This window comes from Rhodoferax sp. P1_F3 (assembly GCF_056405715.1).
Genome location: NZ_JBFUBO010000007.1, coordinates 93,799 through 118,034, shown reverse-complemented (window position 1 = coordinate 118,034; position 24,236 = coordinate 93,799). Strand labels below are relative to the sequence as shown.

The window sequence follows — 24,236 nt, the reverse complement described above, 5'->3', positions numbered from 1 at the left end:
TTTCTCCGGCGCTCAGTGGGCAACGTAGGTGACGCGGGATGGCACGGGCTTGGCTTCACCCAGCGCGCTCCACCAGGGCATCAGCAGGAAGAAGCCGAAGTAGCCAAAGGTGAACAGCTGGGACACGCGCTGCGCGACGTCCTGACCAGCCAAGCTGCCCCACACACCAGGTGCCTGGATACCGAGGTAACCCAGAATCGCGAACATGAACACAAAGGCACCGTAGAGGTACTTGTGCCAGTCAGGACGGTAGCGGATGGACTTGACCGGGCTGTTGTCCAGCCAGGGCAGGAAGAACAGGATGATCACAGCGCCACCCATCACCACCACGCCCCAGAACTTGGCATCGATGGAGAGCATCAGCACGGCCACGACCACGGCCGCACCGCCAATCAGGCCCTTGAAGATGGTAGGCATCTTGACCCTGAAGATGCCAAAGGCTGCAGCACCCAGTACGCTGACGATCAACGCGTACATCATCTCGCTGGTGATGGCACGCAGCATGGAGTAGAACGGCGTGAAGTACCAGACGGGCGCAATGTGCGCGGGCGTCTTCAGCGGATCGGCCGGGATGAAGTTGTTGTACTCCAGGAAGTAGCCGCCCACCTCAGGTGCAAAGAAGATGATGGCGGTGAACACCATCAGGAACAGGCTGACACCGAAGATGTCATGCACCGTGTAGTAGGGGTGGAAAGGCACGCCATCCAGAGGGTGACCAGCTGCATCGCGGGGAGCGTCGGGACCCTTGATCTCGATACCGTCGGGGTTGTTGGAACCCACATCGTGCAGCGCCAACAAGTGCGCCACCACCAGGCCCAACAGGACCAGAGGCACGGCAATCACGTGGAAGCTGAAGAAGCGATTCAAAGTAGCGTCACCCACCACATAGTCACCACGGATCAGCAAAGCCAGGTCAGGACCAACCAGGGGCACAGCCGCAAACAGGTTCACGATCACCTGGGCGCCCCAGTAGGACATTTGGCCCCAAGGCAACAGGTAGCCCATGAAGGCTTCGGCCATCAGGCACAGGAAGATGGCGCAACCGAAGATCCAGACCAACTCACGCGGCTTGCGGTAGCTGCCGTACAGCAGGCCGCGGAACATGTGCAGGTAGACCACCACAAAGAAGGCGGAGGCGCCCGTGGAGTGCATGTAGCGGATCAACCAGCCCCATGGCACGTCGCGCATGATGTATTCGACCGAACCGAATGCCAGCGCGGCATCGGGTTTGTAGTGCATGACCAGGAAAATGCCGGTCACGATCTGGATCACCAGCACCAGCAGCGCCAGCGAGCCGAAGATGTACCAGAAGTTGAAGTTTTTCGGAGCGTAGTACTCCGACATGTGCACCTTGTAGGCATCGAAAGCAGTAGGGAACCGGTTTTCAAACCAGTTGGTCACCTTTTCGCCAGCCGAGGCATTAGGAGAGATTTCCTTGAATGTCGCCATGTCTATGTTCCTCAGGCTTTCTTGTCTTCGCCGATCAGCAGACGGCTGTCGGACAGGTACATGTGCGGTGGCACTTCAAGGTTGTCGGGCGCGGGCTTGTTCTTGAACACACGGCCGGCCATGTCGAAGGTGGAGCCATGGCAGGGGCAGAGGAAACCGCCATGCCAGTCATCGGGCAGCGAAGGCTGGGGACCTACCTGGAACTTGTCCGACGGCGAGCAACCCAGGTGGGAGCAAATGCCTACGGCCACGAGAAACTCGGGCTTGATGGAGCGGCCTTCGTTGCGGGCGTACTCGGGGGTCAGCTCGCTGGGCTTGCGCTCGGATTTGGGGTCGGCCAACTGGGCGTCTGCACCGGAAAGGGCGGCCAACTGTTCAGGCGTGCGGCGCACGATCCAGACAGGTTTGCCGCGCCATTCGACGGTCATTTTTTCGCCGGGCTTGATGCCCGAGATGTCCACTTCCACGGCGGCGCCGGCGGCTTTGGCGCGCTCGGAGGGCTGAAAAGTGCTCACAAAAGGAATGGCGGTGGCAACACCGCCCACTGCGCCGGCGCAGCTGGAAGCTATCAACCAGGTCCGTTTGCTGGAGTCGATCTTTTTGCTGTCGACAGGAGTTTCACTCATGAGAATCCTCAATGAACATCGCTAGTAAGGGTAAGCCGGGATTGTAGCTGACGCCAGTAGGGGCATTCAACGTGGCGTTTGGTCCGGACACCTGGTTGGGCTCCACTTTTGTGGGTAATACTGCGGGTCTTTCAACCTCAATGGAGCCGAGCGATGGGAATGATTCAGGAATTCAAGGATTTCGCGGTCAAGGGGAATGTGATTGACTTGGCCGTGGGTGTGATCATTGGTGGCGCGTTTGGCAAGATCGTGGATTCGGTGGTGGGCGATCTGATCATGCCGCTGGTGGGCGCCGTGATTGGCAAGCTGGACTTTTCCAGCCTGTTTGTGGTGCTGGGCGCTGTGCCGCCGGGCACCGAGGCCACGCTGGCAGGGCTGAAAAAAGTCGGTGTGCCCGTGTTTGCCTACGGCAGTTTCATCACCGTGGCGGTGAACTTTGCGATTCTGGCCTTCATCATTTTCCTAATGGTTAAGCAGATCAATCGCCTGAAGAAAGAAACCCCAGCCGCCGAGCCAGCCCCCGCGGTGACGCCCGAAGACGTGCTGCTGCTGCGCGAAATCCGTGACAGCCTACGCAAATAAATACAGTTACCCGCACAGTTTGCTATTGATTCAATAGCTTTCAGTGCAATGAATACGGGGGCTAGCGCCCCTTTTTCTTCTTAAGCGGGGCTATTGCAGAGCTGGCGTGCCATGCGAATGGCGGCCAGCAAGCTGGACGGGTCGGAGCGGCCCGTGCCGGCGATGTCAAACGCCGTGCCGTGGTCCGGGCTGGTGCGCACCAGCGGCAGGCCCAGCGTCACATTCACCCCCTGCTCCACCCCCAGATACTTCACAGGGATCAGCCCCTGGTCGTGGTACATGGCCACCACCACATCAAATTCGCCCGGATGCCCTGCGGCGTGGCGAGCACGCATGAACACCGTGTCGGGCGCATAGGGGCCAAACACCTGGCAGCCTTGGGCCCGCGCGGCCTCCACCGCTGGAATCACTATGTCCAGTTCCTCGTGGCCGAACAGGCCGCCCTCGCCCGCGTGCGGGTTCACGCCCGCCACCGCAATGCGCGGTGTGCGGCCCAACGTGCGTAACAGCGCGGCGTGGGTGATCAGAATGGTTTGCAGCACGTTGTCCATCGTGACGGCAGCCAGCGCGTCGCGCAACGACACATGGATGCTGACCAGCACGGTGCGCAGCTCGTCATTGGCCAGCATCATGCGCACGGGCATGGCGTTCACCGCCACGCCCGCATGGCGTGCGGCGGCCGCCTGCAGCATCTCGGTGTGGCCCGGGTACGCGTCGTAAGGGGCACCAGCGGCGGACAAAGCTTCCTTGTGCAGCGGCGCGGTCACCAAGCCTGCCACCTCACCGCGCAGCGCGGCATCGGCCGCCCATAGCACGCAGCGCCCGGCAAATTCACCGGCGGCAGCACTCACCTGGCCCCAGGCCACGGGCGCCAAGGCCTCGCCCACCTGCAGCACGGGCAGGCAGCGCGGGGGCAACTGCGCCACCTCGACCGGCGTGCTGATCTGCACCACGGGCAGCGGCACCGCGCCCTGCACCACGGCCAGCGCGCGACGCATGGCCTGCACGTCACCCGCAACAAAGCAGCCGCGCAGGGCCTCGGGTTCGCGCAGAAACGACTGGGCGATGATTTCGGGGCCAATGCCGGCGGCATCACCCAACGTCAGGGCTATGGGAAGAACAGGGGCGCTCATGCGGGGTTGTCGATGTCGATGAAGGTATGGGCCAGGCCCAGCTGAGCGGCCACGTGGGCAGCGACTGCCGGGGCGCCATAGCGCTCGCTCGCGTGGTGGCCGCAGGCGATGTAGGCCACGCCGCATTCGCGCGCGTAGTGGGCCTGGGGTTCGGAAATTTCGCCAGTGATGAAGGCGTCCGCTCCGGCGGCAATCGCGTCTTCAAAGTAACCCTGGGCGCCGCCGGTGCACCAGGCGATGCGGCGCAACGGCTGCGTGCCACCGGGCACCAGGATGACAGTGCGGCCCAGCGTGGCTTGCACATGGTCGGCCAGGGCCTGGGCCGTGCTCAGCTCCGCGGGCGCGGCACCCATAAAGCCCAGCTGCTGTTCGCCAAAGCGTGCGTCCGCCTGCAGGCCTAGCACGCGGCCCAACTGGGCGTTGTTGCCCAGCTCGGGGTGCGCGTCCAGCGGCAAGTGATAGGCGAACAGGTTGATGTTGTGCGCCAGCAGCAGGCCCAGGCGCTGGCGCATCCAGCCCGTCACCCGCCCGTCGTAGCCGCGCCAGAACAAGCCGTGGTGCACCAGGATGGCATCGGCCTTGGCCGCAACGGCCGCCTCGATCAGCGCCAGGCTGGCGGTGACGCCCGATACCAAGGTGTGCACCTCAGCACGGCCCTCCACCTGCAGGCCATTGGGGCCGTAGTCTTTGAAACGCTCGGGCTGCAGCAGCGCGTCCAGCGTGGTGAGCAAGGTGGTGCGGTCGGTCATGGGGTGATTGTCGGGGAGGATTCGGGTTGCAGCGTGCTGTCGCAGCCCTGCCCTGCGGCCACCCAGCGGCGCGCGGCGCGCTGTAACACGGCCGTGGCCAGCGGCTGCACCCAGCGCAGGCCGCGGCGGCCAGCCCAGGGCAAGGCCGCTTGCACCACCCCCGCAGGCGCGGTGATGGCGCCACAGCGGTAGACGGCCTCCACTTCGTTCCAGCGCAGTGCGTCGCACGCGCCGTGGCGCTTGCCCGACAGCAGCATGCCCAGCGGACACGGCTCGACCAGGCAGCACACCCCACAGCCATTGCAGGCCGCGCCGGCTGCGGGCTTGCGCGGGGCCTCGGCGTGAATGTGGATGGTGTGGGTGGTCGGTGGCATATGTGGTGGATGCACTGTAACGCGGGGGTGCTTGCCGCCTACAATTTGCCCGGTGCGGCGCGCCTGTGTGCTGCACATGCTGGATTTACCGATGAAACGTCTCTGGTTGCTGTTCTCTCAAACCGCCACGGTGCTGCTGGCAGCCTATTTTGTGGTGGCCACGCTCAAGCCGCAGTGGCTGGGCCACACGCCCAGCATGGGCGGTGCGATTGCGCTGCTGGAGGCGCCGGCCCTGGCCCCTGGTGAAGTGCCACCCGGCAGTTTCCGCCTGGCCGCACAAAAGGCCTCTGCCGCGGTGGTCAGCATCAACACCAGCAAGGCCGCGGCCAAGAACCCGAATGCCAACGACCCCTGGTTCAAGTTTTTCTACGGTGACCAGGGCAGCGAAGCCCAGGGCGGCCTGGGCAGCGGCGTGATCGTCAGCGCCAGCGGCTACATCCTGACCAACAACCACGTAGTGGAAGACGCCGACGAGATCGAGGTCTTTTTGAACGACGGTCGTCACACCAAGGGCAAGGTGATTGGCACCGACCCCGACAGCGACCTGGCCGTGGTGAAGATCGACCTGGACAAGCTGCCCACCATGGTGCTGGGCAACTCCGACAACCTGCAGGTGGGCGACCAGGTGCTGGCCATTGGCAACCCGTTTGGCGTGGGCCAGACCGTGACCAGCGGCATCGTCAGCGCGCTGGGCCGTAACCAGCTGGGCATCAACACCTTTGAGAACTTCATCCAGACCGACGCGGCCATCAACCCCGGCAACTCGGGGGGGGCGCTGGTGGACACCAATGGCCACCTGCTGGGCATCAACACCGCCATCTACTCGCGCTCGGGCGGCAGCATGGGCATTGGCTTTGCCATTCCCGTCACCACGGCCAAACAGGTGCTGGACGGCATTGTGAAAGACGGCCAGGTCACGCGCGGCTGGATTGGCGTGGAGCCCAACGACCTCTCGCCCGAGCTGGCCGAGACCTTTGAGGTGAAGACCAAAGAGGGTGTGATCATCACTGGCGTGCTGCAAAACGGGCCCGCCGCCCAAGCCGGCGTGCGCCCTGGCGACGTGATTTTGAGCATTGCCGACCGCCCGATTGCCGATGTGACGCAGCTGCTGTCGGTGGTGGCCTCGCTCAAGCCCGGTACCTCGGCGGCCTTCACGATTGAGCGCAAGAACCAGAAGGTGCAACTCAACGTGACCCCGGGCGTGCGGCCCAAGCCGAAGGCCGCGCCCCACTAGACGGTGCAGGCCCCATGCAAAAAGGCGCCCCTGGGGCAAGCCGTTCGCTTAATCTGTTGAAATTTGACGGCTTTTCGTCCTGATGTAACCGGGCCTCGTCGGATGCCCAATCCTTTTTGGGCACGGGCCGTGCCGGGTCCCTGCGAAACCAGTAGAGCCATCGCCCAACGCCCACGCTTCTAAGCTGCCTGCCCCAAGATCTGCATCAGCATCTCGGACTTAGGCCATTTTTTTGGCACACTGATGCCGTAGACCATCGAGCTCCGTTGCCCTGCCTGGCGTTTGTCGCCTCCGACCTCGGCACCATAAATCGACATCTTCCACAGCGTCAGTTCAGGGCAGTCCTTCGACTGCAAGCCTTCGTAGGTGAAGACTCCATCGCCGAAGTCTCGATGAACCTTCACGCCGGCTCCGGCGAAAAACGGGTCGAAGCGCTGACGGCCAGCTTCATTGAAGAACGATGCCCGCACGAAGTGGTCAGCGCCCAATGCAATCTTCCAGTGGTGATGAGCCAGGCCCTTGACCATGAGCTCACACAGCTTCTCGATGTCGCCGTGGTCGATGGGCACGGACATTTCCATCCGCCACGTCCCGCCGTTGATCGACCGCATCGCGTAGGACACGCCAGCGGCGAGCCACCCGTGCAGCTTCTTGTTCTTGGCCAGCCGGGGCTCGGCCATCTCCAAGGCCTTGGCGGCGTTGGCATGCCGGGCGCCGAAGGGCATGATGGCCGTCAGTTTGTGCTCCAACTTCGACTTGGCGTTGTTGCACTCGGGGCAAGCGGGAACCTTCGGCAGATCACCCCGCTTGTCCTCGGGGAAGAACCCTCTCGCGATGACGTGGTCGGCCGTGCCCGCCTCACGCTCATGGCAGTAGACGCATGGCACATCCTTGTAACCCTTGCCCATCGGCGAATCCTTTGTTCAAGCCTCATGCCTTGAAGTAGATGACATCCTCGAAGTCATCACGCCCTAAGCATTTCAACAAATTAAACGAACGGCTTGATCCTGGGGTCGCCTTTTTGCTATGAATTCAGGAGCTACCCACGCAATATCTACGTGGGCTAGCGGCCTAAAAGCCTTAAGAACCCGAGGTGGGCGCCTCTTCAGGCGGCGCCTGGGTGTGCTTGATAAAAACCTGCGCCGCCCAGATACCGATCTCGTACAAGATGCACATGGGAATCGCCAGCGCCAGTTGCGACACCACATCGGGCGGCGTGACGATGGCAGCGGCCACGAACGCGACCACGATGAAGTAGCTGCGAAAGCCCTTGAGCTTCTCGATGCTCACCAGCCCCATGCGGGCCAGCACGATCACCACGATGGGCACCTCAAACGCCAGACCAAAGGCCAGGAACATGGAAAGCACAAAGTCCAGGTACGACTCGATATCGGGCGTGGCTGAAATGCTCTTGGGCGCAAAGCTCTGGATGAACTTGAACACCTGGCCGAACACAAAGAAGTAGCAAAACGCCACGCCAATGAAGAACAGCAGCGTGCTGGAGACCACCAGCGGCAGCACCAGCTTTTTCTCGTGGCTGTAAAGGCCGGGCGCCACAAAGGCCCAGACCTGCCACAGCACCACCGGCAGCGCCAGCAGAAACGCGGTCATCAGCATGATTTTGAGCGGCACGAGGAACGGCGAGATCACCGAGGTGGCGATCAGCTTGCCGCCCGCGGGCAGCGAGGCCACCAGCGGTGCGGCCAGGATGTCGTACAGCGCGGCGGGACCCGGAAAAATCGCCAGCACGGCCAGGGCCACGCCCACGGCGATGGCGGCCTTGACCAGGCGGTCGCGCAGCTCCATCAAATGCTGCACAAAGGGCTGCTCGGTGCCGGCAAGCTCGTCTTGCGGATTGTTGTCTGATGCCATGGGGAAAGGTGTTGGTGTCGGTCAGCGCACGCGGGGCGGACGGAACCGTGCCACGCGGGCTGCGCCCGACTGCGCCCGGGTACGCACGCCCGCACGGGCCTTGTACCACTGGGGCATGGCGCCTTGCTTGAGACGCCAATTCTTGTTCGGGTGCTTGTATTGGGGGGCCAGGGGCTCCAGCGCCGCGTCGGTGGCGTCGGACCACGATTTCTCGAAGTCGCTGGCCTGCGTCTGGATGGAGTTTTCCACGTCGCGGGCGGCACCCTCCACCGTTTCGCGCATCTTCTTGAGCTCATCGAGCTCCATGGAGCGACTCACCTCGGCCTTGACGTCGGCCACATAGCGCTGCGCCTTGCCGAGCAAGGCGCCCACGGTGCGAGCTACTTTGGGCAGCTTCTCCGGCCCGATGACGATCAACGCCACCGCGCCGATCAGCGCCATCTTCGATATGCCGAGGTCAATCACGCAGTGCTATCGCTCAGTGTTTTTGCTTGGCTTCCACGTCGATCGTGGTTTTTTCAGACGCGTTGGCCACTTGCTGCGCGGGAGGTACCGGCTTGTCGTCAGCCGAGGCTGCGCCGTCTTTCATGCCATCCTTGAAGCCCTTGACCGCGCCGCCCAGGTCAGAACCGATGTTCTTGAGCTTCTTGGTGCCGAACACCATGACCACGATCAGCAGAACGATCAACCAATGCCAAATAGAAAATGAACCCATGATTTACTCCTAACGATGTATTGAATTCTAGTCGCCGCGTGTGAACGCAATTTTCCGTGGGGCCACACTTCAGCCGCGCAACCACGGGCGTGGACCGCCCATGACGTGGAAGTGCAGGTGGTGCACCTCCTGCCCGCCTTCCGCGCCGGTGTTGGTCACCATGCGATAGCCGCCATCCGGGTAGGGATTGCAACCCTCCTGCAAGGCCAGCTTGGGTACCAAAGCCATCATATGCCCCAACAGCGCAGCGTGCTCCGGCCCCACATGCGCCATGCTGGCGATATGGGCTTTGGGCACCAGCAAGAAATGCACCGGCGCCCAGGGGTTGATGTCGTGGAAAGCGTAGACCTGATCGTCCTCGTAGACCGTTTTCGACGGAATTTGCTTGGCGATGATCTTGCAGAAAATGCAGTTGGCGTCATGCCCCGGTGTGTGTGTGCTCATGCACCAATCTCCTGACCCTTGTTCATAGCGATGAAGCCGCTGATGATGCGATAGAGGAACCACAGTGACACCAGCCCCCAGGCGATGTAGCCGGGAATGATGAGCAGGAGCCACAGCGGTGTGGTGACGATGTACAACAACCCGGCCATCAGCACCGAGCGAATGCGCCAGCGGAAATGCGAGGCGTGCCAGGTGCCAGCCGAATCGTCGCGCTTGACCATGTCCAGAATCAGCGCTGCCAGCAGCAGCGCCACACCGAACTGGCCACCGGGAATGAATGCGCTGATCGCCACAATCAGGTGCAACACATAGCTGATGGTGCCCACGGTGTTGAGCGACTGCAGCTTTTGCAGGCTGGCCGCGTCGTTGGGGGTGGTGAAATTCTGGCTCATGCGCACTCCTGGTTCAGGGTTAGGCTTTGGGCTCCGCCTCACGCGCAATGACTTTGCGCAGGGCTTTTTCTTCCAGGCCGCTGGTGCCAACACGGCGCTCCAGCTCGGCAATCACATCGGCGGGCGACAGGCCATAGTGCGACAGTGCCACCATGCAGTGGAACCACAGGTCGGCCACTTCGTAGACGATCTTGCTGGCGTCACCGCCATGGTCCGCATCCTTGGCAGCCATGACCACTTCGGTGGCCTCTTCGCCAATTTTCTTCAAAAAGGCGTCTGGCCCCTTGTGCAGCAGGCGGGACACATAACTGGCGTCCGGATTGCCGCCATTGGCCACCTTGCGGCTTTCAATCACGGCGGCCAGGGCGGCCAGGGAGTCTTGAGAAGTTGGCATGTTTCTGATCAGTTGGGGACAGAGCTAAAGATCTGTCCCGCAAAGCTACTACTTATAGATGGATTCAGGGTCTTTCAAGACCGGATCGACAGATTTCCACTCACCATTTTCCAATACGCTGAAAAAACAGCTGTGGCGGCCGGTGTGGCAGGCGATGCCGGGCTCGTGGCCCAGCTGGGTCACCTTGAGCAGGATCACGTCGTTGTCGCAGTCCATGCGGATTTCGTGCACGGTTTGCACGTGGCCGGACTCTTCGCCCTTGTACCAAAGCTTGTCGCGCGTGCGGCTGAAGTACACGGCTCGGCCCAACTCCACGGTCTTTTGCAGGGCTTCGCGGTTCATCCAGGCGAACATCAGCACGTCGTTCGTGCCCTGCTCCTGCGCGATCACCGGCACCAGGCCCTTGGAATCCCAACGGATGTGTTTGAGCCAGCTCACAGGCGGTGTGGGGGTGGGTTCCATGTGCTATCCAATTTATAGCTGCTCGCGCAGCGTTTACGGGGGCTAGAGGCCTAAAACGCTTAAATCCGCACTGGGATGCCGCGTTCGGCCATGCGGGCCTTGGCCTGGCCTACGGTGTACTCGCCGTAGTGGAAGATGCTGGCGGCCAGCACCGCATCGGCCCCGCCCTGCTGCACGCCGTCGGCCAGGTGGTCCAGGTTGCCCACGCCGCCACTGGCGATCACAGGCACGCTGATGGCATCGGCCACGGCACGGGTCAACGCCAGGTCAAAACCGCTCTTGGTGCCGTCGCGGTCCATGCTGGTGAGCAAAATCTCACCAGCCCCGCGGCGCGCCATTTCGGTCGCCCAGGCCACAGCGTCCAGCCCTGTGTTCTTGCGGCCCCCGTGGCTGTACACGTCCCAGCCGGCACCGCGGGTGGCGGCGTCTTCTTCGGAGCGACGCTTGGCATCGATAGCCACCACAATGGCCTGGGAGCCGTATTTCAGCGACGCGTCTTCAATGACTTGGGGATTGGCCAGCGCAGCGGAGTTGAAACTCACCTTGTCTGCGCCCGCATTGAGCAGGCGGCGCACGTCTTCCACCACCCGCACGCCCCCACCCACGGTCAGCGGGATGAAGACCTGGCTGGCCACGGCTTCGATGATGTGCAGGATCAGGTCGCGCCCGTCGCTGGTGGCAGTGATGTCGAGAAACGTGAGTTCGTCGGCGCCTTGGTCGTTGTAACGGGCGGCGATTTCCACCGGGTCACCGGCGTCACGCAGCTCTACGAAATTCACACCTTTGACAACGCGACCACCTGTGACATCCAGGCAGGGAATAATTCTTTTGGCTAACACCGATCAGCCATTCAATTCGTCGGCGCGGGTCTGTGCAGCAGCAAAGTCCAGGTCGCCGCTGTAGATGGCGCGGCCGCAGATCACGCCTTCCACGCCTTCGTCTTCCACCGCGCACAGGGCTTCGATGTCGGCCATGTTGGACAGGCCGCCCGACGCGATGACGGGGATGGTCAGGGCCTGTGCCAGCTTGACGGTGGCGTCGATGTTGATGCCGGACAGCATGCCATCGCGGCCGATGTCAGTGTAGATGATACCTTCGACGCCATAGTCTTCAAACTTCTTGCCCAGGTCCACGACGTCGTGGCGGGTGAGCTTGCTCCAGCCGTCGGTGGCAACTTTGCCATCGCGTGCGTCCAGGCCCACGATGATGTGGCCGCCGAACGCGGTGCAGGCGTCTTGCAAAAAGCCCGGGTTCTTGACCGCGGCGGTGCCGATGATGACGTAGCGCAGGCCGGCATCCAGGTAGCGCTCGATCGTGTCCAGGTCGCGGATACCGCCGCCCAGTTGCACGTCGATTTCGTTGCCCACTTCCTTCAGGATCTTGCGGATCGCCATCTCGTTTTTGGGATGGCCGGCAAACGCGCCGTTCAGATCGACCAAATGCAGACGCCTTGCGCCTTTGTCCACCCAACTGCGGGCCATGACCGCAGGGTCTTCGCCAAACGTAGTGGATTGGTCCATATCGCCTTGTTTGAGGCGTACACAGTGGCCGTCTTTGAGGTCAATCGCAGGAATTAAAAGCATGGTGCTTCAGGGTTGGAACGAAAAGAAAAAGTCGCTTTACCAGCCGCCAAGGGACGGAGGGGAAGGTGAATCAAGGATTCCAGTGCAGGAAGTTACGGTAGAGGGCCAAGCCATGCTCGGCGCTTTTTTCAGGGTGAAACTGGGTTGCGAAAATATTATCGCGTGCAATCGCCGCTGAGAAGCGCTGGCCATAGTCCGTCTCACCTACGCTGTGGCGCGCATCAGACGGTTGGGCGTAGTAACTGTGTACAAAGTAGAAGTAGCTGCCGTCGGGCACCTCGCCCCACACCGGGTGCCGGGGCGCGCCGGCGTGGCTGGTCTGCCAGACCTGGTTCCAGCCCATTTGCGGGACCTTGTAGCGGCTGCCGTCGGGCTGAATCTGCCCGGCCAGCTCAAATTTCACCACCTTGCCCGGAATCAGGCCCAGGCTGGCGGTGCTCTGCTCGTCGCTGTGGTCCAGCAGCATCTGCATGCCCACGCACACGCCCATGAGCGGTTTGTGGGCCGCCGCGTGCATGACGGCGTCGTACATGCCGGAGTCGTGCAGCTCGCGCATGCAGTCGCGCATGGCGCCCTGGCCCGGCAGCACCACGCGCTCGGCGTCCATCACCTCTTGCGCGGTGCGGGCCCAGACCACTTCGACGCCGGCATCGGCCGCCACGTGCATCACCGCCTGGGTGACCGAGCGCAGGTTGCCCATGCCGTAGTCCACCACCGCCACTTTTTTCATTACAGCGAACCCTTGGTGGAAGGAATCACGCCCAGGGCGCGCGGGTCGAACTCTATGGCGGCACGCAGCGCGCGGGCAAAGGCCTTGAACACGGTCTCGGCCTGGTGGTGGGCGTTTTCGCCCTTGAGGTTGTCGATGTGCAGGGTCACAAAGGCGTGGTTCACAAAGCCCTGGAAGAACTCGTGGGTCAGCTGCGTGTCAAACGCGCCGATCATGCCGCTCTTGAACGGGATGTCCATCACCAGCCCGGGGCGGCCCGAGAAGTCGATCACCACGCGGCTCAGCGCCTCGTCCAGCGGCACATAGGCGTGGCCGTAGCGGCGGATGCCCTTCTTGTCGCCAATGGCCTGGTGGAAGGCCTGGCCCAGCGTGATGCCCACGTCTTCCACGGTGTGGTGGCCGTCGATGTGCAGGTCACCGTCGGCCTCGATGTCGAGGTCGATCATGCCGTGGCGGGCGATCTGGTCCAGCATGTGGTCGAAGAAGCCAATGCCGGTGGACAGGCGGCTTACGCCGGTGCCGTCCAGGTTGACGCGAACCTTGATCTTGGTCTCTGCCGTGTTGCGCGATACCTCGGCAATGCGGGGCGCGTAGGTCTGGGGCACTTCGGTCAGTGGATAGTTGGTAGTCATAGGGATTCCTGCAGGGCCTTCAACAGCTGGGCGTTCTCGGTGGCGGTGCCCACGGTGACGCGCAAACATTGGGCCAGCAATGGGTGCATTTTAGAAACGTTCTTGACCAGAACGCCGCGCGCCTTGAGGCCATCAAACACTTTTTGTGCAGGATCGCCCTCGCCCGTGATGCGAATCAGCACCATATTGGCATCGCTGTTCCAGGCTTTCACGCCCGGCAGCGCCCGCAATGCTCCTAAAAGCGTAGCACGCTGCGCACATATTTCGCGGGCTTGGGCCGCAAAAGCCTCTTGGTACTCCAACGCAAACAGCGCGCACTCGTAGTTCAGCACGCTGATGTTGTAGGGCGGGCGCACCTTGTCCACCTGGGCGATGAGCGCCTTGGGCCCCACCATATAGCCAATGCGCACACCGGCTAGGCCGAACTTGCTCATGGTGCGCATCAGCAGCACATGGGCGTTGGCCGCGGGGTTGGCACGGATCACATCCAGGTAGGTGCGGCTGGAAAACGGCTGGTAGGCCTCGTCAATGGCCACAATGCTGCCCGCCGCCTGGGCCGCAGCCACCACACGCACCATGTCGGCTTCGGCCCACAGGTTGGCCGTGGGATTGTTGGGGTAGGCCAGGTAGACGATGGCGGGCTGGTGTTTCTCAATCGCCTGCACCATGGCGGGCACGTCCAGCTCAAAGTCGGCCGTGAGCGGCACGCCCACAAAGTCCAGCCCCTGCAGCTGCGCGCTCATGGCGTACATCACAAAACCCGGCAGCGGCGCCAGGATGGAGGGCTTAGGCTGGCCCGGCGCCACAGGCACATCGCAGGCCATGGCCAAGAGCGAGATCAGCTCGTCCGAGCCATTGCCCAGCATGATGTCAAAGCCTTCGGGCATGCCCGCATACGCAGCCAGCGCCTGGCGTAGGTCGTTCACGCGGCCATCGGGGTATCGGTTGAAGGCCAGCGCGCCCAGGCGACGGCCCAATGCGTCTTGCAGCTCGGCGGGCAGGCGGTGTGGGTTCTCCATGGCGTCCAGCTTGACCATGCCCTTGGAATCCTGGATCGCGTAGGCGTGCATGCCCTGCACGTCCTGGCGAATGCGGCGCTGGATCAGCGCGTTCACGGTGCTGTCGGTGGAGGTGGTAGCGGTCATGCGGAGACTTTCAGAGCTAAAAACTAGTCGGCCAGCGCCACATCGGCGGGCGTGGCTTGCAAGGGGCTGAGGATGGTGACGCCGTCGATCTGCTGGCCGTGCTGCAGGTCCAGCGACAGCACGTGGGTGGCCCCGCTTTGCGCGGCAGCCGCCACGATGAGCGCGTCCCAGTACGGCAGGCCAAAGCGGGCCTCCACGCCCCAGGCGGTTTCCACGGTCTGGTGGTCAATCTGCCAGGGCTGCCAGAGCTGGTAGCGACGCAGCTTGGCGCGCGCATCGCCCTGGGGCATGGCGAAGTGCTGCGTGGCGCCCACGTAATAGGCGTTCAGCACCTGCGTGCTAACCCGCCCGGCACGGCGCTGCCACAGCGCCTGCAACCAGTCGCGCACGCGGGCTTGGCGGGTGGCGTCGTGGGCATCATCTGCGGCCAGCAGCACGTTGGTGTCCACAAACACGATGGCGCCGGAGGTGTCGAGCGGGCTAGCCATTCAGGGCCTCCCGCTGTGGATAGGGTTTGCCGCCCGAGCTGAACGACGAGGTGTCCGCCACCCAGTCGCGCTGCGCGCGGGCGTAGGCGTCGTCATGCTGCATCTTGTCGGTCAGCATTTCGCCCACCAGCCGCGACACGCTGGTATTGCGCCGAGCCGCCTCAATGCGCACCCACTCCAACGTGGCGTCTTCGACGGTAATGGTGACGTTTTTCATGTTGTCGCCAGTTTACACGAATTTCGTGTTGCACTGAATTCGTGTGAATTAAGGTCAACTGCACAAACCGGCAACGCCCAAACGGCTCGCGCTATAGTGCGGCGAAAGCAAAGAACGGGAGGGTAGAAAAATGATGGCCATCCAAGCGCCAAAGCGCGCCCAGACACTGCCGGGTTTACCGCTATCTTTATATGAGCAGCTTGCGCATATTCCACGAGGGCTGGAAGCCAATTTGGTGGGTAACCTTGCCAGAATATCCCGCAGTTTTTGCGGCATACATTGAGTTAGAGCGACCTCAATGAAGCAACTACTGCTCATCATGTCCTTACTCTCATTCTTCGGCATCGCCTCAGCCCACGACTTCGCGGAAGGTCAAGTGTGGAGCTACAAAACTCGCAAAGGCGAAGAAAGCTCAAGCGTTCTGATCAACAAGATCGAATCCCACCCCAAACTTGGAAAGATCTTCCATATCAGCGTATCCGGCGTGAAAGTAAAAAACCCACGCATCGCTGGCGGCATTTCAACTGATCTTCCTCACTCTCCGGTTTCCGAGGAGACGCTGAAGAAAAGCCTCATCAAACTCCGGGGTAACAGCCAGCCTAACCCTGACTATCGAGAGGGCTACCAAACCTGGAAAACTGCTTTTGATAAGGGCGAAGCAGGCATTTTCACCATTGATGTCGCAGACATCGTTGGCGTAATCGAGCAAGCGATCAACAAACCATGAACGCTCGCTCTAACAAGTTGCTCGTCATGGACACACAGCAGGGCGAGGCCGCTTCGCGGCCAGTGCTGTGCGCCAGACAGCGCCAACGTTGGGGGTGCTAGCCGTTATCGCCGTGCTTCCCGCTTTCATCTCTTCTCCCAATACGGAGGTATCCCCATGACTGAGCCTGTCCCTTGGGTTTTCTTTTGCACCGAGGCGGACTATCCAAAGTTCCGATCCATCTTGCCGCGTGATCTCCCGGCCGCCTATGATGAATTTGTCTCCGGCGTAGACAGTCGAATCAAGAACATGATGGAACACCAAACCATCGTCAAAACGAACGTGGGCTTTGATGAATTCCTCGCCTTCTGCACAAAGAACGGGAAAGAACCCAACTACGACTCTCTTGTCTCGTGCACTTTCCATACTTGGGGCGCAAACAGGAAGTGATACAGCGTCTTCAAGAACACTCGCACCCCCAACTCTACGTTCGGGAGCTTCAATGACATCCGTCGCCAGAGGAACGGCCTTCGAAGACAAAGTCTTTGTAGCAGTTCAACGAGAGCTACAAAGCGATCGCCTGGGTATCTCCCCTGCCCTTTCGAGGCCGTTCAAGAAGAAGGGCTACTACTCACGCGATCGAGACGCAGAGATCATTGTGGATGTCTCCGTTGAAGTCTGGCTACCAGATGCCGATCGATGGTCAATATTGTGGGTATGCGAATGCAAGGACTACGCAAGCTCTGTCCCAGTAGATGACATAGAGGAGTTCAAGGCGAAGCTTGATCAAATTGCTGGCGCAAACAAGAAAGGCGTTGTGGCGGTATCCGGAGCTCTACAAGCAAGTGCGCTCAAGTTCGCTCGTGCAAACGGCATAGGTGTCGTCCGCCTTCTACCAAATGCACAGGTTCAGAACGTGCTGTACCAACTCCCGATCGGGGCTACCAAGCACGTCGAATCATTGAATCCGGAAGAGTTTCAACGGGCATTCGTAGAACCAGATTTCGTCGGTCTGAACCGAGACTTCTACGCTGAGCAAGAGAATCGCGCACTCGGAAGTTGGTCAGCCCTACTAAAGAGCAGCATTGGCGCTGAGCCGCCAGCTCCCTAACCCTTTCCATCAAGAGGACTTGCCCCGGCAAGCCGGGTCAAGCCTCTCATCTCAAACGTAAAACGCCCATGCGGTCAAAACTCGCTGCGCTAGTTATCTTCGCATCGCCACTTCTTGCGCTTGCAGGCCAATGGGAAATTTGCGACTACACCGTCCAAATAGAAGAAAGCTCTGCGCTATCGGGCGTGCGCGCCACGGTGAAAGAAGCCACCCTCAAAAATCCGGAGTTGTGCGAAAAAGTCGGCGCTAGCCTGAGCTTCGCGCCCGAGTCTGAGGACTACCAAAGCGTGCTGCCGAGAAAGCGCTGGCCCAAGGTGGGGACTACCGCGGCACTGCGATACCGTCAGTTGGCGGGGTTTTGCAAGCGTGACGGTGATACCCAGCCGTGCACGATCCGGCACTACTCCGTCTTGACCCGCACCGCACGGGTGCCCAGAAGTTTGACGCGCTGGTAGGCGAGCACGCGCGCATTGGCACAACCGCCGTCCTGGGACCAGGAAGTTTCAACCGCCTGAGTGTTGCAATTTCTTACTCTCCGCGGTCGGTTATGGACGCCACCGCACAGAACGCAAAGGCAGAAAAACTCACAGTAGGCGGGTGTTTCACTCTCTCTACAAGGAAACCTCTGCCATGCGACCTTTCCAATCTTCCTCGTCCTCACGCCGCACAGCAGGCTTATTGCTGGGCGTCGCTGCTCTAGTCACCAGCGGCTTGGCCCTGGCACAAAACACCACGACATCCACGGATGGCACCAGTGCCAATTCAAGTTCAGGCACCGGCCTGGGGTGGAACAACATGCGTGCGCCGGGCTCCAGTTATTTCGGCCTCAATGCCGGTACGGCTGACCTGTCACGTCCGATCACCGGCTTCGGCACCTGGGGGGGCGGCAACCAGTCCAACGCCTATGGCCTGTACCTGGGTAACTATTTCAACAACCGGAATTTCGGTGTGGAAATCGGTTACACCGACTTTGGTTCGATCAACCGTTCAGGCGGCACTACCAAGGTGGACGGCATCAACCTGAGCCTGATTGGCCGTGCGCCCATCAGTCCGAGCTTCAACCTGCTCGGGAAGTTAGGGACCACTTACAGCCGCACCGACGTATCCGCCAGTGCAGCCTCCGGTGTGCAGACGGGCACAGAACGTGGCTTTGACTGGTCGTACGGCGTGGGCGCTGAATACAAATTCACCAGCAATTGGTCTGGCCTGCTGCAATACGACGAACACTATGTGAAGTACCCCGGCAAGACCGAGCGTGTGAGCGACACCACGCTGGGCGTGCGCTACAACTACTAATCCCCGCCCTGCCTCTAAGTTCTAGCAGGGATAAACGGTGGCCAGCGCGTTGGTCACCACCAGTTGCACCGGCATGTCGGCCTCGTAGAGGTCGGCATTGCGTTTGAGTTCGGTGGTGTAGAGGTTTTTGGCCATGCTGGGTTCCAGGCGTCGGCCGTTGAGACAGATCAGCGGTTTGGCACCGTGGCGCACATCCTGGCTGTGCGCCTCGATGGCGCCCTCCATGACGCCGACCAGGTAGTAGTCAGCGTAGGTGGTGCCTTGTTTCTCGGTCTTCTCCAGGGCCCGCATTTCGCGGATGGTCATGGCGTGGGCGGTGGCCATGCCTGCGGCTAGAAGGGCCAGGACCGTGGTGGCCCGTTGGAGAGAGGTGCGGGGTGAATGGGTGTGCATGAGGTTTAGTCGTCCGTCTGCACGCATTCTTACTTCAATCGCATTTCCGCCGCACGCGCGTGGGCTTGCAGGCCCTCGCCATGCGCCAGCACCGAGGCAATCTGCCCCAGCGTCTGCGCGCCCTGCTCGCTCACTTCGATCAGGCTGCTGCGCTTCTGGAAGTCGTACACACCCAGCGGGCTGCTGAAACGCGCGGTGCCACTGGTGGGCAGCACGTGGTTGGGGCCGGCACAGTAGTCGCCCAGGCTCTCAGATGTGTAGGCGCCCAGGAAGATGGCGCCCGCGTGCTTGAGCAAGGGCTCCCACTTGTGCGGGTCATTGCTGGACACCTCCAAGTGCTCCGGCGCAATGCGGTTGCTGATCTCGCAGGCCTCTTCCATGCTGCGGGTGTGGATCAGGGCACCGCGACCGGTCAGGCTCTTGGCAATGATCTCGGCACGTGGCATCTCGTTCAACAAGCGGTTGATGCTGTCTTGCACCTGGGCGATATAGGCGGCGTCGGGGCACAGCAGAATGCTTTGCGCGAGCTCGTCGTGCTCGGCCTGGCTGAACAGATCCATCGCCACCCAGTCCGGCGGCGTGCTGCCGTCGGCCAATACCAGAATCTCGCTGGGGCCGGCAATCATGTCGATGCCCACGGTGCCAAACACGCGGCGCTTGGCGGCGGCCACATAGGCATTGCCCGGACCAGTGATCTTGTGCACGGCAGGAATGCTCTGCGTGCCATAGGCCAGTGCGGCCACGGCCTGCGCGCCGCCAATGGTGAAAGCGCGCGTGACGCCGGCCACATAGGCGGCGGCCAACACCAGCGCGTTTTTCTCGCCCTTGGGTGTGGGCACGACCATGATGATTTCGCCCACACCGGCCACATGGGCGGGGATGGCATTCATCAGCACGCTGGAGGGATAGGCCGCCTTGCCGCCGGGCACGTAGATGCCCACGCGGTCCAACGGCGTGACCTTTTGGCCCAAGAGAGTACCGTCTTCGTCGCGGTAGCTCCAGCTCTCGCCGGAAGCCTTTTTCTGTGCCTCGTGGTAGCTGCGCACGCGTTGGGCGGCCGCTTCCAGCGCGGTGCGCTGCTCCGCGGGGATGCTGTCGAATGCCGCCTTGAGTTCGGCCTGCGTCAACTCCAGCGCGTGCATGTCGGGCACGGTCAGACCATCAAAGCGGGCTGTGTACTCCAGCACGGCGGCATCGCCACGCTGCTGCACGTCGGCCAGGATGTCGGCCACGCGCTGCTCGATGGCCGCATCGGTGTCGGCAGACCAATGCAGACGCGCCTTGAATTGGGCATCAAACTGGGCGTCAGCCGTTGTCAACAGTGCGGGAGCAGCTACAAAAGTCATAGCAAATTGAATAGAAGGTTACTTGCCCACCGCACCGGCAAAGGCCTCGATGATCTTGCGGATGGGTTCCTGCTTGAGCTTCAGCGCGGCCTGGTTCACCACCAGACGGGAGCTGATGTCCATGATGCGTTCCACTTCCACCAGGTGGTTGGCCTTGAGCGTGTTGCCGGTGGAGACCAGATCCACGATGGCATCGGCCAAGCCCACCAACGGGGCGAGCTCCATGCTGCCGTAGAGCTTGATCAGGTCCACGTGCACACCCTTACTGGCGAAGAACTCGCGCGCAATCGCCACGTACTTGGTGGCCACCTTGAGACGCGAACCCTGCTTGACGGCGGACGCGTAGTCAAAGTCGGCGCGCACAGCCACGCTGATACGGCACTTGGCAATTTGCAAATCCAGCGGCTGGTAGAGGCCCTGGCTGCCATGCTCCAACAGCGTGTCCTTGCCGGTAATACCCAGGTCGGCCCCGCCGTACTGCACATAGGTGGGCACATCGGTGGCGCGCACCACCAGCAGGCGCACATGCGGCTGGTTGGTGGCCAGAATCAGCTTGCGCGATTTCTCGGGGTCGTCCAGCACCTCGATGCCAGCGGCTTTCAGCAGCGGCAGGGTTTCTTCAAAGATGCGGCCTTTGGACAGGGCCAGGGTGATCATGTCGGTCATTTGATTCGTTCAATATCGGCACCGATGCCGCGCAACTTGGCTTCCATCTGGTCGTAGCCGCGGTCCAGGTGGTAGATGCGGTCCACCACGGTTTCACCGTCGGCCACCAGGCCGGCAATCACGAGGCTGGCGGAGGCGCGCAGGTCAGTAGCCATCACCGTGGCACCGGACAGTTTGGGCACGCCCTCGATCACCGACACCTTGCCGTCGATCTGGATGTGCGCACCCAGGCGTACCAGCTCATTCACGTGCATGAAGCGGTTCTCGAAGATGGTCTCCGTCACCTTGCTGGGGCCATGGGAGATGGCGTTGAGCGCCATGAACTGGGCCTGCATATCGGTAGGGAAGCCGGGGTATTCAGTGGTGCGGAAACTCTGCGCCTTCAAGCGGCCTTGCGATTTCACATGGATGCCACCTTCAATGGCTTCCACCGTGGCGCCTGCATCGCGCAGCTTGTCGACTACCGCATCCAGATGGTCGGCACGGCCGTGCTTCAAAACGACATCACCACCGGTGGCCGCCACGGCGCAGAGGAAGGTACCGGTCTCAATACGATCAGCCACCACCTGGTGGGTGCAGCCGTGCAGCTTCTCCACGCCCTGGATGCGGATACGGCTGGTGCCATGGCCTTCGATCTTGGCGCCCATCTTGATAAGCATCTCGGCCAAGTCAGGGATCTCCGGCTCTTGTGCGGCGTTTTCGAGGATGGTTTCGCCCTCGGCCAGTGCGGCGGCCATGAGGAAGTTCTCGGTACCCGTCACCGTCACCATGTCGGTGGCAATGCGTGCGCCCTTCAGGCGCGTCCAGCCTTTGGGCAGCTTGGCGATCATGTAGCCGTGCTCGACCACAATCTCGGCGCCCATGGCCTGCAGGCCCTTGATGTGCTGGTCCACGGGACGCGAGCCAATGGCGCAGCCACCCGGCAGGGACACTGTCGCCTCACCAAAGCGCGCCAGCAAAGGGCCCAGTGCCAGCACCGAGGCGCGCATGGTTTTCACCAGTTCGTAAGGCGCTTCAGGGTTGGTCAGTCCGCCCGCGTTCGCCAGCACCGAACCATCGTCGCGCTGCTCGATCTGCACGCCCATGTTGCGGATGAGTTTCAGCATGGTGGACACGTCTTGCAGGCGCGGCACGTTCAATAGCGTGACCGGGTCGGCCGTGAGCAGCGTGGCACACAGTTCGGGCAAGGCAGCGTTTTTGGCACCAGAGATGAGCACCTCGCCTTGGAGTTGGCGGCCACCACGAATCAGGAGTTTGTCCATAAGAAGTCTTTTAAGCAGATTGCGCTGCCCATTCGGCCGGCGTATAGGTTTTCATCGACAGCGCGTGCACTTCGTCGGTGTGCATGCGGCTGCCCAGGGTGGCGTAGACCTGCTGGTGGCGCTGAATCAGGCGCTTGCCCTCAAACGCGCTGGACACGATGGTGGCATACCAGTGGCGGCCATCGCCTTCGAGCGTGCAGTGTTCGCAGGCAATGCCCGCAGCAATCAGGGCTTGGAGTTGGTCAGCAGTCATAAAACTCAGTGACGGATCTTGTAGCCCGTGCGCAGCAGGTGCACGGCCACGGCGCTGGTCACAGCCAGCGCGATGCCAACGATGCCCAGGCTGAGCCAGGGCGATACATCGCTCACGCCGAAGAAGCCGTAGCGGAATCCGTCGATCATGTAGAAGAAGGGGTTGAGGTGGCTCACGCCCTGCCAGAAGGCGGGCAGCGAATGGATGGAATAGAACACGCCGCTCAAAAAGGTCATGGGCATGATGACAAAGTTCTGGAAGGCGGCGAGCTGGTCAAACTTCTCGGCCCACAGGCCGGCAATCAGGCCCAACGTGCCCAGCAGGGCAGCGCCCAAGATGGCAAACGCCAGCGCCCACAAGGGCGCCACAAAACTGATAGGCGTGAAAAACGCGGTAACCACAAACACCCCGGCGCCCACCACCATTCCCCGCGCAATACTGGAGCCCACATAGGCGAAGAACCAGTTCCAGTGCGATAGTGGGGTCAACAGCAAAAACACCAGGTTGCCCATGATCTTGCTTTGGATCAGCGACGACGAGCTGTTGGCAAACGCGTTTTGCAACACGCTCATCATCACCAGGCCCGGCACCAGAAACGCGGTGTAGCTGATGGTGTCGTAGACCTTCACGTGGTCGCCCAGCGCATGGCCAAAGATCATCAAGTACAGCAGCGCGGTGAGCACGGGCGCTGCCACCGTCTGAAAACCCACCTTCCAGAAACGCAAGGTTTCCTTGTACAACAGGGTTTGCCAGCCGTTCATGCGCCCACCTCTTCCGTCGCACCCATGACGTCGAGGAATACATCCTCCAAGTCCGCCTTGCGAATTTCCACGTCTTCCACTGTCACACCGGCCTGGCGCACGGCTGCCAGGTATTGCTCGATCTCCAGCGCGTTGTGTGCGGGCAATTGCACGATGCGACCGGTAATGCGCGCACGCGCCGCCAGCTCAATAGGCAAGGTGTCGCCAGTTTTAAAACGCAACACATTGCTGCTCGCGGCCTTGAGCAAATCGCTGGTCTTGTCCAGTGCGACGATGCGGCCGGTCTTGAGCATGGCAATGCGCCCACACAGGGCCTCGGCCTCTTCCAGGTAGTGGGTCGTCAGCAAAACGGTGCTGCCCTGCCTGTTCAAGTTGGCCACGAACTGCCACAGCGTCTGGCGCAGCTCCACGTCCACACCGGCAGTGGGCTCGTCCAGTACGATGACGGGCGGTTTGTGCACCAGCGCCTGCGCCACCAGCACACGGCGTTTCATGCCGCCTGAGAGCTGGCGCATATTGGCGTTGGCCTTGTCGGTCAGGCCCAAGCCTTCGAGCAGCTCGTCCACCCAGGCGTCGTTGTTCTTGACGCCAAAGTAGCCGGACTGGATGCGCAGCATTTCGCGCACATTGAAAAAGGGGTCAAACACCAGCTCTTGCGGCACCACACCCAGCTTGCGGCGGGCATCGGCATAGTCAGTCTGCACATCGCTGCCCAGCACCTGCACGCTGCCGCTGCTGGCACGGGTCAGGCCGGCCAGGATGCTGATCATGGTGGTTTTGCCCGCCCCATTGGGACCCAGCAATCCGAAAAACTCACCCTCCTCGATATCGAGGCTGACGTGGTCCAGTGCTTGGAAGGTGGTGCCTTGGGGCCCTCGGGGTGAGGGGTAGGCTTTGGAGACGGATTGGAATGAGATGGCAGGCATGAGAGCCCGCGATTTTACGCTGAGGGGCTCAGGAACCGGCCAGCAAGCCGTCAATCCCGTACAAAGTGGCCAGATCGCGCAGCCGAGCTGGCAGGCCCTGCACGGCAAACTGCTTGCCGATGCGTGCGCACTCGCGGCGCAGCTCCAGCAACACGGCCAGCGCCGAGGAATCAAAACGCTGCAAGGACGCGCCGTTGACCACAATGCGCTCCGGCTCCTGGCCCAGCCCTGAGCGCAGTTCCGCCAGACAGGTCTGGGCGACGTCTTGCGTCAAGGTGGCAGGCAGGTTGAGCAC

The 24,236-nt window shown here is 61.6% G+C and carries 35 protein-coding genes; 7 read left to right on the top strand and 28 right to left on the bottom strand.

The annotated features are described in order from the left end of the window. Window positions 1-12: 12 nt before the first annotated feature. Window positions 13-1,449, bottom strand: a complete 1,437-nt coding sequence (locus AC1DZ5_RS13215; protein ID WP_477889739.1) for a cytochrome b — start codon at window positions 1,447-1,449, stop codon at window positions 13-15. A gap of 11 nt (window positions 1,450-1,460) precedes the next feature. Then, window positions 1,461-2,075, bottom strand: a complete 615-nt coding sequence (petA, locus tag AC1DZ5_RS13210; protein ID WP_477889737.1) for a ubiquinol-cytochrome c reductase iron-sulfur subunit — start codon at window positions 2,073-2,075, stop codon at window positions 1,461-1,463. 153 nt (window positions 2,076-2,228) lie between these two features. Between petA and mscL the strand changes: the two genes are divergently transcribed. Then, a complete protein-coding gene (gene mscL / locus AC1DZ5_RS13205) occupies window positions 2,229-2,657 on the top strand; it encodes a large conductance mechanosensitive channel protein MscL (protein ID WP_477889735.1) in 429 nt (142 codons plus the stop codon). Window positions 2,658-2,737: 80 nt separating this feature from the next. On the opposite strand, the gene pdxA is transcribed toward mscL, so the two are convergent. The 3 genes from pdxA to AC1DZ5_RS13190 are packed head-to-tail and all read right to left on the bottom strand — an operon-like array spanning window position 2,738 to window position 4,913. Next, on the bottom strand, window positions 2,738-3,790 hold the full coding sequence (pdxA, locus tag AC1DZ5_RS13200) for a 4-hydroxythreonine-4-phosphate dehydrogenase PdxA (RefSeq protein ID WP_477889733.1): 1,053 nt from the start codon (window positions 3,788-3,790) through the stop codon (window positions 2,738-2,740). Continuing rightward, window positions 3,787-4,539, bottom strand: coding sequence for a Nif3-like dinuclear metal center hexameric protein (locus AC1DZ5_RS13195; protein ID WP_477889731.1), 753 nt, complete (start codon window positions 4,537-4,539; stop codon window positions 3,787-3,789). Before AC1DZ5_RS13195 ends, pdxA begins: the two co-directional genes overlap by 4 nt. Then, on the bottom strand, window positions 4,536-4,913 hold the full coding sequence (locus AC1DZ5_RS13190) for a hypothetical protein (protein WP_477889729.1): 378 nt from the start codon (window positions 4,911-4,913) through the stop codon (window positions 4,536-4,538). The genes AC1DZ5_RS13195 and AC1DZ5_RS13190 overlap by 4 nt, the downstream gene beginning before the upstream one ends. 91 nt (window positions 4,914-5,004) lie before the next feature. Here AC1DZ5_RS13190 and AC1DZ5_RS13185 point away from each other — a divergent pair, with 91 nt between their 5' ends. Next, the gene (locus AC1DZ5_RS13185) at window positions 5,005-6,147 is read left to right on the top strand and encodes a S1C family serine protease (protein WP_477889727.1); all 1,143 of its coding nucleotides are present in this window, start codon (window positions 5,005-5,007) and stop codon (window positions 6,145-6,147) included. 179 nt (window positions 6,148-6,326) lie between these two features. On the opposite strand, the gene AC1DZ5_RS13180 is transcribed toward AC1DZ5_RS13185, so the two are convergent. The 15 genes from AC1DZ5_RS13180 to AC1DZ5_RS13110 form a co-directional block, all read right to left on the bottom strand. After that, window positions 6,327-7,055 (bottom strand): HNH endonuclease, encoded by a 729-nt coding sequence (locus AC1DZ5_RS13180; RefSeq protein ID WP_477889725.1) that lies wholly within the window; start codon window positions 7,053-7,055, stop codon window positions 6,327-6,329. A gap of 172 nt (window positions 7,056-7,227) precedes the next feature. Then, window positions 7,228-8,019, bottom strand: a complete 792-nt coding sequence (gene tatC / locus AC1DZ5_RS13175) for a twin-arginine translocase subunit TatC (protein WP_477889723.1) — start codon at window positions 8,017-8,019, stop codon at window positions 7,228-7,230. A 21-nt stretch (window positions 8,020-8,040) separates the two neighbouring features. Next, complete coding sequence (gene tatB / locus AC1DZ5_RS13170) at window positions 8,041-8,484, bottom strand: Sec-independent protein translocase protein TatB (protein WP_477889721.1); 444 nt, start codon at window positions 8,482-8,484, stop codon at window positions 8,041-8,043. Window positions 8,485-8,497: 13 nt separating this feature from the next. Further along, complete coding sequence (gene tatA / locus AC1DZ5_RS13165; RefSeq protein WP_477889719.1) at window positions 8,498-8,734, bottom strand: Sec-independent protein translocase subunit TatA; 237 nt, start codon at window positions 8,732-8,734, stop codon at window positions 8,498-8,500. Between the two features lie 69 nt (window positions 8,735-8,803). Then, on the bottom strand, window positions 8,804-9,178 hold the full coding sequence (locus AC1DZ5_RS13160) for a histidine triad nucleotide-binding protein (RefSeq protein WP_477889717.1): 375 nt from the start codon (window positions 9,176-9,178) through the stop codon (window positions 8,804-8,806). After that, complete coding sequence (locus AC1DZ5_RS13155; protein ID WP_477889715.1) at window positions 9,175-9,570, bottom strand: DUF4870 family protein; 396 nt, start codon at window positions 9,568-9,570, stop codon at window positions 9,175-9,177. Before AC1DZ5_RS13155 ends, AC1DZ5_RS13160 begins: the two co-directional genes overlap by 4 nt. Before the next feature lie 19 nt (window positions 9,571-9,589). Further along, the gene (locus AC1DZ5_RS13150) at window positions 9,590-9,964 is read right to left on the bottom strand and encodes a phosphoribosyl-ATP diphosphatase (RefSeq protein ID WP_477889713.1); all 375 of its coding nucleotides are present in this window, start codon (window positions 9,962-9,964) and stop codon (window positions 9,590-9,592) included. Window positions 9,965-10,012: 48 nt separating this feature from the next. Continuing rightward, on the bottom strand, window positions 10,013-10,426 hold the full coding sequence (hisI, locus tag AC1DZ5_RS13145; protein ID WP_201740886.1) for a phosphoribosyl-AMP cyclohydrolase: 414 nt from the start codon (window positions 10,424-10,426) through the stop codon (window positions 10,013-10,015). A gap of 59 nt (window positions 10,427-10,485) precedes the next feature. After that, window positions 10,486-11,265 (bottom strand): imidazole glycerol phosphate synthase subunit HisF, encoded by a 780-nt coding sequence (gene hisF / locus AC1DZ5_RS13140; protein ID WP_315473716.1) that lies wholly within the window; start codon window positions 11,263-11,265, stop codon window positions 10,486-10,488. A gap of 3 nt (window positions 11,266-11,268) precedes the next feature. After that, window positions 11,269-12,009 (bottom strand): 1-(5-phosphoribosyl)-5-[(5-phosphoribosylamino)methylideneamino]imidazole-4-carboxamide isomerase, encoded by a 741-nt coding sequence (hisA, locus tag AC1DZ5_RS13135; RefSeq protein WP_310339907.1) that lies wholly within the window; start codon window positions 12,007-12,009, stop codon window positions 11,269-11,271. A gap of 70 nt (window positions 12,010-12,079) precedes the next feature. Beyond that, window positions 12,080-12,739 (bottom strand): imidazole glycerol phosphate synthase subunit HisH, encoded by a 660-nt coding sequence (gene hisH / locus AC1DZ5_RS13130; protein WP_477889710.1) that lies wholly within the window; start codon window positions 12,737-12,739, stop codon window positions 12,080-12,082. Next, complete coding sequence (gene hisB / locus AC1DZ5_RS13125) at window positions 12,739-13,371, bottom strand: imidazoleglycerol-phosphate dehydratase HisB (protein WP_477889708.1); 633 nt, start codon at window positions 13,369-13,371, stop codon at window positions 12,739-12,741. Before hisB ends, hisH begins: the two co-directional genes overlap by 1 nt. Beyond that, a complete protein-coding gene (hisC, locus tag AC1DZ5_RS13120; RefSeq protein ID WP_477889706.1) occupies window positions 13,368-14,516 on the bottom strand; it encodes a histidinol-phosphate transaminase in 1,149 nt (382 codons plus the stop codon). The genes hisB and hisC overlap by 4 nt, the downstream gene beginning before the upstream one ends. A gap of 23 nt (window positions 14,517-14,539) precedes the next feature. Further along, window positions 14,540-15,004 carry a PIN domain-containing protein gene (locus AC1DZ5_RS13115; protein ID WP_477889704.1) on the bottom strand — a complete coding sequence of 155 codons (465 nt, stop codon included), beginning with the start codon at window positions 15,002-15,004 and terminating at the stop codon, window positions 14,540-14,542. Next, window positions 14,997-15,221, bottom strand: coding sequence for a CopG family transcriptional regulator (locus AC1DZ5_RS13110; protein WP_310339916.1), 225 nt, complete (start codon window positions 15,219-15,221; stop codon window positions 14,997-14,999). Before AC1DZ5_RS13110 ends, AC1DZ5_RS13115 begins: the two co-directional genes overlap by 8 nt. Window positions 15,222-15,519: 298 nt before the next feature. On the opposite strand from AC1DZ5_RS13110, the gene AC1DZ5_RS13105 reads away from it, so the two are divergent. The 5 genes from AC1DZ5_RS13105 to AC1DZ5_RS13085 all read left to right on the top strand — a co-directional run bounded on the left by AC1DZ5_RS13105 (window position 15,520) and on the right by AC1DZ5_RS13085 (window position 18,334). After that, window positions 15,520-15,948, top strand: coding sequence for a hypothetical protein (locus tag AC1DZ5_RS13105; RefSeq protein WP_477889702.1), 429 nt, complete (start codon window positions 15,520-15,522; stop codon window positions 15,946-15,948). Between the two features lie 156 nt (window positions 15,949-16,104). Next, a complete protein-coding gene (locus AC1DZ5_RS13100; RefSeq protein WP_477889700.1) occupies window positions 16,105-16,377 on the top strand; it encodes a hypothetical protein in 273 nt (90 codons plus the stop codon). Between the two features lie 52 nt (window positions 16,378-16,429). After that, entirely contained in the window at window positions 16,430-17,038 is a 609-nt protein-coding gene (locus tag AC1DZ5_RS13095) for a restriction endonuclease (RefSeq protein ID WP_477889698.1), read from the top strand. Between the two features lie 68 nt (window positions 17,039-17,106). Further along, on the top strand, window positions 17,107-17,493 hold the full coding sequence (locus AC1DZ5_RS13090; protein WP_477889696.1) for a hypothetical protein: 387 nt from the start codon (window positions 17,107-17,109) through the stop codon (window positions 17,491-17,493). Between the two features lie 175 nt (window positions 17,494-17,668). Further along, the gene (locus tag AC1DZ5_RS13085) at window positions 17,669-18,334 is read left to right on the top strand and encodes an outer membrane beta-barrel protein (RefSeq protein ID WP_477889694.1); all 666 of its coding nucleotides are present in this window, start codon (window positions 17,669-17,671) and stop codon (window positions 18,332-18,334) included. A 21-nt stretch (window positions 18,335-18,355) separates the two neighbouring features. On the opposite strand, the gene AC1DZ5_RS13080 is transcribed toward AC1DZ5_RS13085, so the two are convergent. Genes AC1DZ5_RS13080 through AC1DZ5_RS13045 form a run of 8 tightly spaced genes read right to left on the bottom strand, consistent with a single transcriptional unit; the run spans window position 18,356 to window position 24,236 of the window. After that, on the bottom strand, window positions 18,356-18,727 hold the full coding sequence (locus tag AC1DZ5_RS13080; RefSeq protein ID WP_477889692.1) for a Rap1a/Tai family immunity protein: 372 nt from the start codon (window positions 18,725-18,727) through the stop codon (window positions 18,356-18,358). Window positions 18,728-18,756: 29 nt separating this feature from the next. Beyond that, window positions 18,757-20,073, bottom strand: coding sequence for a histidinol dehydrogenase (hisD, locus tag AC1DZ5_RS13075; protein WP_477889690.1), 1,317 nt, complete (start codon window positions 20,071-20,073; stop codon window positions 18,757-18,759). 18 nt (window positions 20,074-20,091) lie between these two features. Then, window positions 20,092-20,730, bottom strand: coding sequence for an ATP phosphoribosyltransferase (gene hisG, locus AC1DZ5_RS13070; protein ID WP_477889967.1), 639 nt, complete (start codon window positions 20,728-20,730; stop codon window positions 20,092-20,094). A gap of 5 nt (window positions 20,731-20,735) precedes the next feature. Beyond that, window positions 20,736-22,001, bottom strand: a complete 1,266-nt coding sequence (gene murA, locus AC1DZ5_RS13065) for a UDP-N-acetylglucosamine 1-carboxyvinyltransferase (protein ID WP_477889688.1) — start codon at window positions 21,999-22,001, stop codon at window positions 20,736-20,738. Between the two features lie 10 nt (window positions 22,002-22,011). Then, window positions 22,012-22,254, bottom strand: coding sequence for a BolA family protein (locus AC1DZ5_RS13060; RefSeq protein WP_477889686.1), 243 nt, complete (start codon window positions 22,252-22,254; stop codon window positions 22,012-22,014). 5 nt (window positions 22,255-22,259) lie between these two features. Next, on the bottom strand, window positions 22,260-23,015 hold the full coding sequence (locus AC1DZ5_RS13055) for an ABC transporter permease (RefSeq protein ID WP_477889684.1): 756 nt from the start codon (window positions 23,013-23,015) through the stop codon (window positions 22,260-22,262). Beyond that, window positions 23,012-23,941 carry an ABC transporter ATP-binding protein gene (locus tag AC1DZ5_RS13050; RefSeq protein ID WP_477889682.1) on the bottom strand — a complete coding sequence of 310 codons (930 nt, stop codon included), beginning with the start codon at window positions 23,939-23,941 and terminating at the stop codon, window positions 23,012-23,014. The genes AC1DZ5_RS13055 and AC1DZ5_RS13050 overlap by 4 nt, the downstream gene beginning before the upstream one ends. A 28-nt stretch (window positions 23,942-23,969) precedes the next feature. Continuing rightward, window positions 23,970-24,236, bottom strand: a complete 267-nt coding sequence (locus tag AC1DZ5_RS13045) for an STAS domain-containing protein (protein WP_477889680.1) — start codon at window positions 24,234-24,236, stop codon at window positions 23,970-23,972.

Excerpts from the sequence above, each read along its gene's own strand:
- hisC (WP_477889706.1), bottom strand. The coding sequence starts at position 14,516 with ATGACCGCTACCACCTCCACCGACAGCACCGTGAACGCGCTGATCCAG.
- hisD (WP_477889690.1), bottom strand. The coding sequence starts at position 20,073 with ATGACTTTTGTAGCTGCTCCCGCACTGTTGACAACGGCTGACGCCCAG.
- AC1DZ5_RS13190 (WP_477889729.1), bottom strand. The coding sequence starts at position 4,913 with ATGCCACCGACCACCCACACCATCCACATTCACGCCGAGGCCCCGCGC.
- AC1DZ5_RS13085 (WP_477889694.1), top strand. The coding sequence starts at position 17,669 with ATGCGACCTTTCCAATCTTCCTCGTCCTCACGCCGCACAGCAGGCTTA.
- hisG (WP_477889967.1), bottom strand. The coding sequence starts at position 20,730 with ATGATCACCCTGGCCCTGTCCAAAGGCCGCATCTTTGAAGAAACCCTG.
- hisA (WP_310339907.1), bottom strand. The coding sequence starts at position 12,009 with ATGCTTTTAATTCCTGCGATTGACCTCAAAGACGGCCACTGTGTACGC.
- hisH (WP_477889710.1), bottom strand. The coding sequence starts at position 12,739 with ATGAAAAAAGTGGCGGTGGTGGACTACGGCATGGGCAACCTGCGCTCG.
- AC1DZ5_RS13155 (WP_477889715.1), bottom strand. The coding sequence starts at position 9,570 with ATGAGCCAGAATTTCACCACCCCCAACGACGCGGCCAGCCTGCAAAAG.
- AC1DZ5_RS13115 (WP_477889704.1), bottom strand. The coding sequence starts at position 15,004 with ATGGCTAGCCCGCTCGACACCTCCGGCGCCATCGTGTTTGTGGACACC.
- tatA (WP_477889719.1), bottom strand. The coding sequence starts at position 8,734 with ATGGGTTCATTTTCTATTTGGCATTGGTTGATCGTTCTGCTGATCGTG.
- hisB (WP_477889708.1), bottom strand. The coding sequence starts at position 13,371 with ATGACTACCAACTATCCACTGACCGAAGTGCCCCAGACCTACGCGCCC.
- murA (WP_477889688.1), bottom strand. The coding sequence starts at position 22,001 with ATGGACAAACTCCTGATTCGTGGTGGCCGCCAACTCCAAGGCGAGGTG.
- AC1DZ5_RS13055 (WP_477889684.1), bottom strand. The coding sequence starts at position 23,015 with ATGAACGGCTGGCAAACCCTGTTGTACAAGGAAACCTTGCGTTTCTGG.
- AC1DZ5_RS13100 (WP_477889700.1), top strand. The coding sequence starts at position 16,105 with ATGACTGAGCCTGTCCCTTGGGTTTTCTTTTGCACCGAGGCGGACTAT.
- AC1DZ5_RS13180 (WP_477889725.1), bottom strand. The coding sequence starts at position 7,055 with ATGGGCAAGGGTTACAAGGATGTGCCATGCGTCTACTGCCATGAGCGT.
- hisI (WP_201740886.1), bottom strand. The coding sequence starts at position 10,426 with ATGGAACCCACCCCCACACCGCCTGTGAGCTGGCTCAAACACATCCGT.
- petA (WP_477889737.1), bottom strand. The coding sequence starts at position 2,075 with ATGAGTGAAACTCCTGTCGACAGCAAAAAGATCGACTCCAGCAAACGG.
- AC1DZ5_RS13150 (WP_477889713.1), bottom strand. The coding sequence starts at position 9,964 with ATGCCAACTTCTCAAGACTCCCTGGCCGCCCTGGCCGCCGTGATTGAA.
- AC1DZ5_RS13050 (WP_477889682.1), bottom strand. The coding sequence starts at position 23,941 with ATGCCTGCCATCTCATTCCAATCCGTCTCCAAAGCCTACCCCTCACCC.
- tatC (WP_477889723.1), bottom strand. The coding sequence starts at position 8,019 with ATGGCATCAGACAACAATCCGCAAGACGAGCTTGCCGGCACCGAGCAG.
- AC1DZ5_RS13080 (WP_477889692.1), bottom strand. The coding sequence starts at position 18,727 with ATGCACACCCATTCACCCCGCACCTCTCTCCAACGGGCCACCACGGTC.
- AC1DZ5_RS13185 (WP_477889727.1), top strand. The coding sequence starts at position 5,005 with ATGAAACGTCTCTGGTTGCTGTTCTCTCAAACCGCCACGGTGCTGCTG.
- AC1DZ5_RS13095 (WP_477889698.1), top strand. The coding sequence starts at position 16,430 with ATGACATCCGTCGCCAGAGGAACGGCCTTCGAAGACAAAGTCTTTGTA.
- AC1DZ5_RS13060 (WP_477889686.1), bottom strand. The coding sequence starts at position 22,254 with ATGACTGCTGACCAACTCCAAGCCCTGATTGCTGCGGGCATTGCCTGC.
- mscL (WP_477889735.1), top strand. The coding sequence starts at position 2,229 with ATGGGAATGATTCAGGAATTCAAGGATTTCGCGGTCAAGGGGAATGTG.
- AC1DZ5_RS13195 (WP_477889731.1), bottom strand. The coding sequence starts at position 4,539 with ATGACCGACCGCACCACCTTGCTCACCACGCTGGACGCGCTGCTGCAG.
- AC1DZ5_RS13110 (WP_310339916.1), bottom strand. The coding sequence starts at position 15,221 with ATGAAAAACGTCACCATTACCGTCGAAGACGCCACGTTGGAGTGGGTG.
- AC1DZ5_RS13090 (WP_477889696.1), top strand. The coding sequence starts at position 17,107 with ATGCGGTCAAAACTCGCTGCGCTAGTTATCTTCGCATCGCCACTTCTT.
- AC1DZ5_RS13215 (WP_477889739.1), bottom strand. The coding sequence starts at position 1,449 with ATGGCGACATTCAAGGAAATCTCTCCTAATGCCTCGGCTGGCGAAAAG.
- AC1DZ5_RS13160 (WP_477889717.1), bottom strand. The coding sequence starts at position 9,178 with ATGAGCACACACACACCGGGGCATGACGCCAACTGCATTTTCTGCAAG.
- pdxA (WP_477889733.1), bottom strand. The coding sequence starts at position 3,790 with ATGAGCGCCCCTGTTCTTCCCATAGCCCTGACGTTGGGTGATGCCGCC.
- AC1DZ5_RS13105 (WP_477889702.1), top strand. The coding sequence starts at position 15,520 with ATGAAGCAACTACTGCTCATCATGTCCTTACTCTCATTCTTCGGCATC.